Genomic DNA, 13,096 nt, shown 5'->3' on the forward strand with positions numbered 1-13,096 from the left:
CACTTCCTCTACAAATAAGCGTCCATGTTATAACGAAATTCATCTTCAATTTCCTTTGATCGGTCTTGTTGATAATTAATTCGTGTATGTGTTTCATTACCATTACTTGGCTTTACAATAACTTGTACATTATGAAGGCCTTGCCCTTGTAACACATCTCTTAAATTCTTTTCAACACTTTGATAACCAAGAAACTCGGGTTCATTGTAATCATTTGGAAGATCTGGAGTTAACGCTGCAGCTTCAATATCATCATTCCAATAATTGAAATCTGTTAAATCAATTCCCTCTTCCATTACAGTTTTTACCTTAATATCATCTAAACTATACTCCGGAGACCAACCTTCCCAATCTGCGTCTGGTATTGCATATTTATTAGCATAGTAAGAAAGAGGTTTCTTCTCTTCTGCTTCCATTCCCCATATTGTTTTATAAATTCTTCTTTGGTTTTCAGGAACCAGTTCTAATATCTTTTTCCTATCCGCTGCATTTGCATCAACAAATTCATTAAAGAACCATTTATCTTTATAAGGAAGTGACTGCATTACCTTCATTCGGTCTTCGTGAGGATCAATTCCATAAAGCGTTGTATCTCGTTGTTCTTTATAATATAACGCTTGAGCAACAGGTGTAGGTAGTTGAATTTCATCCCATTGTTCTTCTATCTTCTTTAACTCAATATTTATCTTTTTCTTTTTTTCTTCCCAATTCCTAGGTTGCTCGATATACAGCTGCTTCTTTTGTTCTTCTAGTTCTCGTCTAGCTTCCTTTGTACGTTGTTCTTTTTCTTCAACATTTCTCAAAAATTCATCAGCGTCATAACCCAAATGATCTAGCTCTTCTTTTGCCTTTTCATATAGACCTGCATATTTCATGTATTTCAAGATATCGAAATACTCATTTATGTCCTGTTCAGTTCTTCTTCTTTCTGGTATCCATCGCTCATCATTTCTATATTGATATAACTTTGCAAAGGCATTAGCGGTTAAACCAGTTATACCACCAATAATAGCTCCGGCCTTTGTTCTATTTCCCCCACCTAGAAAAATACGACCTACTACTCCACCAAACATCGCTCCACTTAAACCTGCAAGCAGTGGGTTGTCTTTACCAGCCATCTTATGAATTGCAGGTATCCCATAATCAGTAATACCAAAGTTTTCCCATGTAGACCAATCTTGACCATAAATCTGATCTCTTTCATATTCTTCTAATGCTGTTCTAACTTGTAAGAATTTCGTATTAAGCGCAGAATCAAAATGAGCAATACTTTCCCACCTTGAACCTTTTGCTATTTCTTCCGGGGAAAATCTAGCCCATACTCCAGGTGATGAAAAATCAGATTCTAATTCTTTCATTTGTCCAGCATCAATGATTTGTTTATTTAGACTGTTAATGCCTTGAAAGACTACTGCTCGCATTGTTCCATACGTATCACTAGAAATTCGCTTATTTTCATCTGCGTCAATACCAATAGTTATTCTATCACCTACATCAATGTACTCCTCAAGCACTCCTTCTGCATTAGCTCTAGAGTCCACACCTGCTAAACGAATTGGTTGATCCCCGTATTCTTCTGTTAAAAATGTGTAGTCATCTAAAAAGCGTGTAACTGTCACTTTCTCTTTTTCAAGCTCAGCGTCTTTATAGAGATATTCTTGAAACTCATATTTTTGTTTTCTTCTAGATACTTGTCTTTTTATTTGGGCTGCTTGCTTTCTCAACTGATCATCTTCAACGTACTCTGTTACGTAGTCTTTCCAAAATTTATATTCATCTGACCAAGGAGCAACATCAGCAAGAATCTTAAACTTATCAAAAGCACCATAAGTTCCTGTTTCATCTGGATGCAATCGATTTAGTTTTTCATATGCTTCTCCTGGTAATCTATACTCTCCATGCGGTATAAGACTATATGGATCACCTGTTTGAAAGTTAATAAAATAGTTCCCACCTGGCAACCAATCAGGCATTGTATTTGGAATAGGATTATACTTATCTAATTGACCACTATCTCTACGAATAAATCGCCTACCAATTTCTGATAAGCTACCACCTAGCGAACCAAGTTCTGATTCCCAAAAAGCATCAGAAGCATTATAAGCCTCGTCTGATTTGGCAACTACTGTTTTTCCTACATATGGATCTCTCCCTAATATTTCATCCATGAAGATCCAGTTATAAACACCATGTGGCTCTAACCAGTTACTAGCAAGCTCTTGTCCCCTCCATTCAAAGCTTCTAGGGTCTTGTAGTTCATTAATTTTATTTTTATCTACTTGTTGTTGATATTCATATGAAGGAGCAAACATGCCTCTAGGTTCTGTCTCAACGCTTCTTTGATCATTTTGTTCTGCAGCAATAAATGCACTATTTAAATCTACATATTTATCATTTAACCGTCGAGGTAGATAAATTGTTTTGCCTGTTGTAGGATCACCAATGATCATATCTCCTGTAGGATCACTGTCTTCATCATATCGCCTTCTTGCAATGTAATAAGATGAACGTGCGCCATAATCTTCTGGTGAAGCATCAACATTATATTCAATTCGACCTGAAGGGGATATCCGTGTTGTAACAGGTTCAACTGGTCTTTCTCCTAATAAATCGAATTCCTCTTGTACTACTTCAGGATCTCCCCAATATTCTTTGTGCATTTCTCTTGTTGGTTTAATTAATTGTCCTATTGTCATATTTCCGATATCACCTAGAAAAGGTGTATTACTATTAAATAAATCACCTGTTAACATATATGGTCGATCATAATAATGCTTTTTCTCCCACCAGTAAGGATCTCTTGTACCTATGAGAAATGATAATGCACCTAATGGATTTTCAAATGTAGGAAACAGGGAATGTGCGTATTTTTCTTCCGCACTTGAAGTTACTTCAGAATACTCCCAATCGCTATGCGCTTTACGATAACTATTAGGAGCAAATTCGATAATACGATCTCCTCGATAAGCTGTTCGAGAACCAATTGCCCACCATCGACCTTTACGGATTTCTTCTGTACCGTGAAGAAGATCATCATAGGTTTCTTCTACGGTCATAGTGTCTTCTTCGCTTAATGGTGCAGCACCAGTCAATCCATTTAACAGATGGCCAGGTCCAACTTCCCCTATTCCTGGTATATGAATTTCCGGCATAGCTTCAAAATGCTCTATTCCTGGCTTTAACATTCTTTCTCTACGCAACTCATCAGTGGATCCAAAAGTCTCTCGTAATTCAGCATCTTCGATTCGTTGATTAGCTTTATAATTTTCCCAACGTTCTTCGATACCAGCCCCAGTGTGTTTATCTAATAAATAATCTGTGTACTGATACCCTTCCGCTGCTCCAACAATTGGAAGCCCTCTTTTCAGCAACAGAGAACTCCAGATTTGTAACGGGCTTCCCATAGAAGCATCTGACAAACCTAAACCTAAACTACCTAAAGCTTCTTGAATACGATATACAGGATAATACGACCCAAATATGGATAGAGTAGTTACATCTTCTGGATTTCTTCTTCCTGTTCGAAAGCTACTTTGTTTTAATAAGTCAGCAATTCCTTCACCGCTACCTAGGTTTTTAAATATATTTGCTTTGTTTACTGCAATATATTCATTTGCAATTTGATTTGTATGTTGAGCATTTGTATTCTTATGAAGAAGTGGATTTATTTTCTTCGCCATTTGACTTAAACTACTTTGAAAGCTTTTACTTGCATCGTCATTTTCAAGCAAAAGTCCATTAACATCCTCAAAGATTCGTTCATAATTCCCATTAACATGTCTACCAGCTTGCTCAAACATTTGCTGGTTAATTAGCCATTCGGCTTCTTGTAGATCCTTTTTTAAAATTGCTCCAGATTTTTGACTATCTTTTAACTTTTTCCTTAATTGATGTTGAACTTCTTTTGACCTCAATAGTCCATTTGGTTTCACTTCGGTTATTTGCCTGATTAATTCTTTACCAACTTCTTGGTTTATTTCATCCATTCCTGTTTTAATTTGTATCGTACCACCCATAATCATACTTGTTTGACCATGAGGAATGGTTTTGCCAAGTACTTCATCTGGGTTTCTTTCAAAGTTCCGATACAATTGATTAAATGCAAAACTTGTATCAATATTTTCGTCTTGGCCTAAATGTTTAAATAGACGAATCATGTCATCGTCTCTGGAGAAATTAATATTCATTTCATTAATTTTATTAAGCAGAGAAGTAGGTAGATCACTTTTAATCTCATTAAAAACTCTTGATGATAAGCCTTTTGAATTTTGATCAAGAAAACGTTGCATGTCATGATATTGACTTGGCGAATCAATACCATGTTGCAGTGCTTTGTTTATTTTTCTTCGATCCCAATCCTTATCCCAAAATTTTGAGAATACACTAAAACCTTCAACAGCTATTGGATCTTTTTCCTGACCACCGATATCTAATAATTTAGCTAACTTGCTATTGGATGCATCCATACCCATAATAGATCTAGATCCATCTGTCATGGTTCCACTCATTTGTCTGGAAATTGTTGATATTGTTCCAAATCGGGCTGATGTCAAATACATATCTCTTTCAGGATTTAGAACTTCAAGTGGTTTATTACTCGTAATAGCCTGGTGATCAAATAAACGCATAAATTTTCCGTTTGAAAAAATAACATCTTCAGTTAGTGGCTCATTTGCTTTCAAACCTAGATGACCATTTAGCATAGGTTGAACGGTACCACGTTTAAAAATCCTAAAGCTAGATTGCTCTCTGGCTGATCGAATATTTATGATATCCCTTAAGTGCATTAATCCACCTGGAAGAGTGTGAGACCACCATTCCATTGCGTCCCGTTTCACTTGATCTAACGGCTTATAATCTGTTAATCCAGTTGCTTTTCCATCTTTCAAATTGACATATAAATTATTATCGAATATAGCGTCCTTGAAATCCTTATTGTATCCTAATACACTATCAATTTGTGATTTTACATCCTCTGGCAAGATTGCTTTTTGACTCTTGTGTAGATCTAATACATCCTGGATGGTTGCCTGTTTAAGGTTAGATCCAATAATCGTTTGTTTTATTGTACCATTAGCTTTAGTAATACTTTCTATGTCTTTGGAAGTAGCAGCTCTTAACTTTTCTTGTATTCCCTCTATCCATTCTTTTCCCTGTTGAGACGTTTTAGAGAAATCTTTACTTTTGTTTTTTAACCGAATATCGTTAACTAAATCAATAACACCTTTATCTTGAATTCCTTCTTGGTTTAATAAATGTCGGATATCAGAGTTACTTCCTTTTCGGAGAACACCATTATATCCACGGCCAATGCCTCTTTCAATTTGATCTGCTGTATCTTTCGTTATATTATTTGATTTTCGTACCTCTTGCATTACCGATTGAAGTCGAAGTCCTTCACTCATATATTCAGGTACATCATTTTCAATCAATTGTTGTCGTTGTCTAAGATAACGAGTCATATCAAATTCTCTACTAGACAGTAGGCTCTTCTCTTGCTTGTCTTTGAGAGACAAAAGATCCTCTTTTTTGTTTTGATATGTATCTCTTGACTTCTTTAAACGATCTAAGCTAAAGTTTTTCGCAAACGACCCTTCTTCATTCATCGTCTCTCTAAAGGCTTGTCGGGAAGCGGATACTTCTCTATTTAAGAATCTAGAAAGTTGGCGCATTGCTCCTGATCTATGCCCAATCGCTAATGCACCAACTGCTGCAACAGCACCTAAACCAGCCTTTTGATATAAAGGCATCTCTTCATTTTCAGAAGTCAAATAACGGCGGTATTCATGATTAGAATTTTGGTAATCTTCTACTCTTAACTCTTCCATAGCATTCCCACCTATTCAAAATCCCCTTTAAGTTCTTCTTCTGCTTTAAACCAAGAAAGTTCAGGAATTATATCTAATTCCTCATTAGGATTATAATTTATATATCTTCCGTTCTTTGCTTCATTTTCTTCTAGCATAGCTATCACTTCAGCTTCACTTAACTCTCCATTTTCTCCCTTCTCCTTTGAAAGTGATTGGCTAGTATCAGTTTCATTAGTGAAGTTATATTGATAATTCTGCTGAGCAGGATTTTGTTCTTCTTGAGTAAACTGAAGTGGTACTCCTTTTAACTCTTTTAAAATGTACTCTGCTCTTGAAAGATAATACATACTCTTATTAATTGGCCAATTCGATATTTCTTCAATAGACAAAGAAGGGAAGGCTTCATGAATAATACAATCTACCTGAAAATCAAAATGAAGCATCTCTTCACGATAGTGTTGCAGAAGCACTTCTGCCTGTCCTTCCATTAAATTAGATGTCTGGATAATATTGTTTGATAAGGATTCAGCTACTCCGGCAGGTCCTGAAGAAAAGTCATATTTAGGATGTAATACACAAAGATTACACACATGCTCTTGAAGTTTAGTAATATCGTCTTGAAAATTTATTAGAGCTTGATTATACTCTTGACGACCTATTTCTCTATATATAAAATTTAAATCCAATTCTTTTTCTTCATCACCGATATTAATCTCATAAATATTAGCGTATTTTTCTTTCCACTCATGTACTAGACTTTCTTTTACTTGCAATCTCATTATTATCATCCCAATTTTTACAATTGTATTGGAGCACTTTGTGCAAAGAAGCCAGATTTACTCATAATCATTTCATTCAAAACTGTAGGTAAACCAGCGTTTCCTTTTGTTAGCTTGGAAACGGAAAAGTTTCTAGGAAATATAACACATTTGTCAGTTATAATCTCTTCTTTATCAAAGGCAGTATAATCTTGGTTTAATGCTACTTCTCGATATTCAGCTCTATTTAATTGTCTAAACATATATATGTCAGAATCAAAAGGAACAAAATAAATATTTCCATACTTATCCTTCCACTCTTCAACTTCTTGTCTGGTAGGCCCTTTTGGAACTACTTCTTGCGCCCACTCTTCTTTTGAAAATTCTTCACCACGCTCGGTGATAATTACATCTTCTTTCTTCTTTTGTACTGCTTCCTCTAAATTTTCTTGTTCTTCTTTATCTTCTGAGAACATCTCTAGTTGTTTATCCTGATTTTCCATTATAATCGCTCCTCATTTTAATATTGTAATGCATTACATAATACTATTATATTAGTTTTTAAAGTGTATTGGAAGACCCATTTAAGTCCTGTGCCATAAAAGAATAAACTTCTTGAATAGGAGCACCTTGATCTGCTGTAGCTACTCTCTTTTGCACTCCAGTTATCTGAACCCCATTGACAGTTTCAACTGTTAAATTAGGCTTTATTGATTGATCTTTAGAAGAATAAAATTGATTATTTCTATAAGACTCTTCAACTGCTCCATAGTTAATTCTTAGATTAAATCCATAGGGATTATTTCGTTGAAAATATGGCGCATAAGCATCTGTCAATAGGTGGTCTTCACCTTCTGTTTCTTCTCCCCAAATTGCACGTTCATATTCTTCTGCAATTTGCTCAAAGCTTTCTTTTCCATATAGACGAAGAATCTCATCTAGTTTATATTTTTCATAATGTTCTATATTAATTCCTTTAGAATTTGACACAGAAGTTAATGTATGTTGAATAGCTTCTGCATGCTGTAATACTTGCTGTAAATAGCTAACAGATTTAAAGTTCATGCTAAAAGCTCCCATAATCTGTCTTCTCCCTCTTACCACTTCATCGTAAGTGTAGCTATTATATCCATAGATAGGCAAAATTTCTTCTTTTAAAGAGAACTCTAGGCTTGTTATTTCGTCTACCCATATATCTCCGAAATAAATGTGCATATCTGCTCCGGAAAAATATTCTTGACTATATAGTTGATATTCAACTCTAGTGTCCTTTCTGTTGTAATTATCACGCTGTGGCATTAAAGTTCTTTTACTCAACCCGCTTCCTTGAATAATCATAATTTAGACTCCTCTATATTTGTTTTGTCATTGGATCAATATCCAATGCATAGAATTCATATACATTTTGTGTCATCATATCATTTATACTCATAACCATTCCTTCGGTATATGTACTAACACCATAAATAGTTAGTGTAGATCTACTTCCGAATTCATTTGCCATGGTTAAATTAATATCGAATAATGGCATTTCATCCATAAGCATTTTGTGTCCTTGTTCTTTTAGCTCCTCTATACATCGATAAACTGCACTTTGATCAAATACAACAAATGTTAGGATTCCAGTAATTGTACGCATTCCTCTTGTGTATCCTTTAGAAGTGACTCTACCTAAACCTCTAACTGGTACCTTTTCTCTTAAAATAGAATATGAAACATTAGACAACTCTCCAAATACAACTGGACTTCTTCCTGGTATTGTTATGCTAGCTACCATGTCAGAACCAGAGTAACTATTGTTTGAATAATTATCTTGAAATTGGCTTCTTTGATTATTTGAATTAGATGGAAACTTGCTTTCTACCGTTCCCTTATTATTATTTTGATGAAGCGGACTATCATCAATTATAATTCCATCTTTATCTAATTCATTTTTTAAATTGTCTAATTGTCTACCATACTCAAAAGACTCATTATCTGTCATTTCATTTCCATAGTTATTCTGAAGGTAATTTAATACTTTATAAGACCTTGCTTTTCCCATTGTATAACTTATAGAAGCAAATACTTCTGATATCGTCCACTTCCAACCTTGTTTCTTCATCTCTCGAAGGATGTAGTTTAATCTAAGTTCTAGTTGATGTTTAGCTATACCACTTTCTATATATATGCTATTTTCTTTTATCAGTTTTAACATAGCTTGGATAAGTAGCTCCATTTGCAATACCCCTTTTAAAAAAAGGAACAGCTGATTATGCTGTTCCTCTTCTGTTTTATTCTTTTATGCTAAAAGATCTCCACCAGATGTTCGAGCACTTGAGCGCCCTTCATATCTTAAGTTATCTTTTCTTTTAATTCCTTTAATCTTCCGAGCAACAAAGGAATAAGCTTTTGCTGTTACGACATCATCAATGGAGAACCCAGACCCTTCATTTAATAACTGAATCCCATGAATTTCCATTCCTGATCTATTACCAAATTCGTTTGCCATTGTAATTGTAATATTGAAAGGCATTAACTGATCTGCATATTCAGGTTCATAAAATCCTGTTAAATTATCTGGATTAAAATCTCCAGCTGAACCATAACCTAAGTTTGTCATTTGTTCATCCCAAGTTGTAATTCCATAGGTATCTGCACCATCAGCACTTCTTGATTTCAAGCCACTTAGAATTTGATCTTGAATACTGCCAGCATTTGCACGAAATGTTTGGTACTTCATAAGTGCTGGTGCATTTCCACCATAGTCTTTTCGCATTTCTTCTAATAAGGCATCTCGGTCAAATGTTACAAATACTAATGATCCAGAAATTCCTCGTTTACCTCTCGAGAAAGATCGAGGGTCTGCGCTACTCATTGTATATATTGGAGCAACTTCTCTAGAAATACTGTAATTAAGTGCTTGAAGTTCTCCAATTACACGTCCATTGAAAGTAGCTGCAATATCTGCTCCACTGTAGGAACTAAATGTTTTAGTATATTCTTCAGTATTCATTTCCACTTCACTCCTCAATTGGATTAAAAATCATATAAATAGGGGAGGGATATCCCTCCTCCTAGCTGTTTACAAGCTTTGGCGTAATGCTACAGAAGTGTGGATTCGTCTAGTTTCAAATTCAGGAACTAATTCTAATGTTATAAATGCATTACCAAGTACTTTTTCTCTTGAGCTAGTATAGATAGAGAATTTAAAGTCTTGTAATACTCCTCTTTCTTTTAGAGTATCTAAACCAGCTTGAATTTCTGTTGCAAGAGAATTTCGCTGTGCTAATCCATTCGGAAGTCCAATAAACGGTTCTGACTTCGTTCTAATTAACTGAACAGTTGCATGTGTAATGTTTACTGTTGAAAGTCTTTCATAATCAGAATTCGGCTGTCCTGCAGTTACACCGTCTTTTACTTTAAATTGTCTAGATCCATTAGGTGTGACTCTTTCTTCAAATGTTACAAATCTAGCACCGGCAAGTTGATTATGCTGCGCTTCTGAGAGGTTGTAACGCATTCCTTGAATAGAGATCTCTTTATTTGTGGTAGACACTTCTGGATTTAGCAATGAGTTCAAGGCTGCATAAATCACTGCTCCACTTGCTACATAACTTCCTAGTTTCTCATTTACCAAACCAACTTCAGGACCAAACACTACGTTAACGTAATGACCGATATCAATAGGTTCATTTTCTTCATTCAAGACAACATCATGTGTTCCTTCGTTGTACATGAAGTGATTATTTATATCAGAAGCCATTAGCTGGTCTATATGGTCTTGAATCCCTAGTAAACTAGCATTTTTCACAGGAGTCATTCCAATAAAACCAATTGTTTCCCAAACTTTTGCTGTTGCAACAGCACAGTGTTGAGCTAATTGAGTTGCAAAGTTTTTATCTGGATCTTCTACCATAATAATAGATCCGTTTGGCTCGTAAGTTTCACGGCCAATTAGAGTATCTGCATTCGCCTCTACTAAAACAATGGAATCTACAGGATAGTTTTCAAGCTTACTATATATGCCTTGAACCACTAGCTTTACTTCATCCAGAGTTCCTGGTACAATCTCATAAATTCCACCTAAAACATCATACAATTCTTTCATGCTCTTCAAATCATCTACATTAAAGAATCCATTAGAGCCCAACCATAGATATCTTGCAGGATCATCAGGAAGTTTATTCTCATCAATGTGTAAGTCATACTCTTCAGTTACTTCATTAAACTTCTGGCCAAGGAATACTTGCCCATCTGTTGGAACTAAACCTTTAACAGAAGCACTTCCTCCTTCAGGTACACTTAACCGAACAATATTATTATTCGCATCATTGTTTACATAATTAGCAAATTCATTAATTGTACGAATACCCTTCAAGTCTCTGGTTCTATATTCAAGAACTTCATCTCTTATAGACAAACGTTTATCAGTTGGTTTTATAATATAAATGATCTTTTCATTACCTGATGGATCATTGGCTGTTACATCACTACGGATATCAATTGAAACGCCTTGCAATGAGTCTGGATCTAGAATGTCTTTAAGACCACCATATGTTTCACCTGCATACAAACCTTCAACTACCAATTTAGGATTAACATCCGTTGATTCTGTCGTTTTATAAGAAGATTTTAATTTAATTCCTACAGGAACTGCACCAGCAGTAATGACTACTTTCGCTTTATCTGAAGGAGATTCTGGGTAAACCATTGAAAAATCCCCATTAGGGTTTTCAGTAGATTTTGGAGTTAATTCGTATTGGTTGTCTCCAATCTCATAAAATACTTTAAAATCCTCTTGTTTAGGCAAATAATTTAAAACATAAGTTTTATCTTCACCTGGTACTGTATGTTCATTTGTTGCAGTTATTGCTGCCTCATCATAGTAGAAATAATCTGCTGATACTTCAGCTGAAGAGTTAAGAGGATCATAAGTACCATTTTCTACTTCTGTTTGATAAGCGTCAGTAAACCGAATACCACCCTGTTCATATTCTAGAGAAGTGTACTCATCCTTTAATGGATCAACTATGGAGTCATCTTCCCTACCTGGTCTCCACAACCATTCACCTTTAGAATTCAACTGAGGAACACCTACTCCATTAACATACACATTAATTGTATGTCCTGCTGCTACATCATCTGAAAAGAATCGATGTTGACTTGAGAAGTAATTCGTTTTTGTAGGATCTTGAGTCAATGAACCACTTGGATCTGAACGTAATACTTCATAATAGGTTCTCTTATTAAAATTGAACGCAACTTCTATTTTATGTCCAGGTCGAAATACATTTGGTTTAAAAAATATAGTTTCTTCACCGATTGTGTCATCAACATTTAAGACTGTATTTCCAATAGCAGTTGCTCCAGTGTATTCTTTAACAAGTGTTCCATCTTGCTTTTTCTCTCTAATATAAGAAACTGGAGTACTGGATAATCTTCCAGCATCCTCTACTTCAATTGCTTTTGAAAAGGCAATATTACCTGCACTAACGCCAAGTACTTGTTCTAATGCTCGCTCAATATCTTGCACGGATAATTCAGTTTTTGCTCGGCTGCCACTAATTCGCATTAAACGAACATCCTCATTACCTGCTGCTAGAGCTTCATACATTGAACGAATTAAGTTTCCTTGATGAGGAACCTTTACAGTTTTAGTGATTTTCTCACCAGTGTTAGGATTTAAATCGCCAGTTTCAATTTCTTCTTTCTTTTGCATCCCACCAAATAATCTTTCAGCGGCTTTCGGACCACCAATAGCTTGCACAGATACAGGCTCACCAACTGGCCCATCAATAGCAGTACCTAAAATCAGCAATGATTTAGTACTTGCATTAATATTTTGCTGACCAGAGTATAAGTTTCCGTTTTCATATTCAACTTTAACTCCAGGCAAATTTTCATACTTGTCAAATTGGCTTGGCATTAGGATTCCTCCTCATTATTTTCATTGTTATATATACCAGCTTGAATAGCTAGTTGTTCAATTTGATTTAGGAAATGATAAGTAATATTCTCGAAATGCATTTCATAAATTAATGGTCGTTTAGCATAAGAAGCATTAAATTCTGTATAATTCTCATCTTCTTCTTGTTTAAAAAAGAATATTTGCTGAATTCCTTTCTTCTTAAAGAAACTACTATATTGAAGAATAAAGGATTCAAATTCTTCCATTATACGATCTGCTTCTTCATCACTCTTAGAGTAAATATCAAAACCTACCATCACTCTCTGTACTTGTCCCTTAGTTTCTATAAATTCATTAGAGCGTAAATCATGTCTAGTCAATGACCTGTGCCTTGGTCCAAACTTTTCTTTAAATTCTTCGAGAGGCATTCTCTCTTTAGTTCTATAAGTAATAATACTTCGACTGTTCTCTGCGTCATCTTTCACAAAGTTGCGCTTAATTACGCTGTCCTTGCCAGCAGCTTCCCAAAGCTTTTTTAACACATCAATAAATCCAAGAAAGTTAATGCCACTTTCTGATCTTAATCGATCCGATTCATAAGGATCTGACTTATTGCTAAAACTAGAATATTCCAAAAT

General features: G+C 35.1%; 8 protein-coding genes. All 8 read right to left on the bottom strand.

All coding sequences use genetic code 11. The annotated features are described in order from the left end of the window. Positions 1–8: 8 nt before the first annotated feature. The 8 genes from BN990_RS19835 to BN990_RS19870 all read right to left on the bottom strand — a co-directional run bounded on the left by BN990_RS19835 (position 9) and on the right by BN990_RS19870 (position 13,093). Positions 9–5,828: a glycine zipper 2TM domain-containing protein gene (locus BN990_RS19835; protein WP_038246643.1), complete on the bottom strand. Its 5,820-nt coding sequence runs from the start codon at positions 5,826–5,828 to the stop codon at positions 9–11. Positions 5,829–5,839: 11 nt separating this feature from the next. Next, entirely contained in the window at positions 5,840–6,589 is a 750-nt protein-coding gene (locus BN990_RS19840; protein ID WP_038246652.1) for a hypothetical protein, read from the bottom strand. A 17-nt stretch (positions 6,590–6,606) separates the two neighbouring features. Continuing rightward, on the bottom strand, positions 6,607–7,071 hold the full coding sequence (locus BN990_RS19845) for a hypothetical protein (RefSeq protein ID WP_038246658.1): 465 nt from the start codon (positions 7,069–7,071) through the stop codon (positions 6,607–6,609). Between the two features lie 58 nt (positions 7,072–7,129). Continuing rightward, entirely contained in the window at positions 7,130–7,906 is a 777-nt protein-coding gene (locus BN990_RS19850) for a hypothetical protein (protein ID WP_051739342.1), read from the bottom strand. 13 nt (positions 7,907–7,919) lie between these two features. Continuing rightward, entirely contained in the window at positions 7,920–8,786 is an 867-nt protein-coding gene (locus tag BN990_RS23025; RefSeq protein WP_051739345.1) for a hypothetical protein, read from the bottom strand. A 63-nt stretch (positions 8,787–8,849) separates the two neighbouring features. Beyond that, on the bottom strand, positions 8,850–9,563 hold the full coding sequence (locus tag BN990_RS19860) for a hypothetical protein (protein WP_038246663.1): 714 nt from the start codon (positions 9,561–9,563) through the stop codon (positions 8,850–8,852). Positions 9,564–9,632: 69 nt separating this feature from the next. After that, complete coding sequence (locus BN990_RS19865) at positions 9,633–12,476, bottom strand: hypothetical protein (RefSeq protein ID WP_038246665.1); 2,844 nt, start codon at positions 12,474–12,476, stop codon at positions 9,633–9,635. Beyond that, complete coding sequence (locus tag BN990_RS19870) at positions 12,476–13,093, bottom strand: hypothetical protein (protein ID WP_051739347.1); 618 nt, start codon at positions 13,091–13,093, stop codon at positions 12,476–12,478. The genes BN990_RS19865 and BN990_RS19870 overlap by 1 nt, the downstream gene beginning before the upstream one ends. Positions 13,094–13,096 lie beyond the last annotated feature (3 nt).

It is taken from the genome of Virgibacillus salexigens, assembly GCF_000723585.1.
Lineage (GTDB): Bacteria > Bacillota > Bacilli > Bacillales > Amphibacillaceae > Virgibacillus > Virgibacillus salexigens.

Coding starts and splice junctions, on each gene's coding strand:
- BN990_RS19835 (WP_038246643.1), bottom strand. CDS start 5,828: ATGGAAGAGTTAAGAGTAGAAGATTACCAAAATTCTAATCATGAATAC.
- BN990_RS19840 (WP_038246652.1), bottom strand. CDS start 6,589: ATGAGATTGCAAGTAAAAGAAAGTCTAGTACATGAGTGGAAAGAAAAA.
- BN990_RS19845 (WP_038246658.1), bottom strand. CDS start 7,071: ATGGAAAATCAGGATAAACAACTAGAGATGTTCTCAGAAGATAAAGAA.
- BN990_RS19850 (WP_051739342.1), bottom strand. CDS start 7,906: ATGATTATTCAAGGAAGCGGGTTGAGTAAAAGAACTTTAATGCCACAG.
- BN990_RS23025 (WP_051739345.1), bottom strand. CDS start 8,786: ATGGAGCTACTTATCCAAGCTATGTTAAAACTGATAAAAGAAAATAGC.
- BN990_RS19860 (WP_038246663.1), bottom strand. CDS start 9,563: ATGAATACTGAAGAATATACTAAAACATTTAGTTCCTACAGTGGAGCA.
- BN990_RS19865 (WP_038246665.1), bottom strand. CDS start 12,476: ATGCCAAGCCAATTTGACAAGTATGAAAATTTGCCTGGAGTTAAAGTT.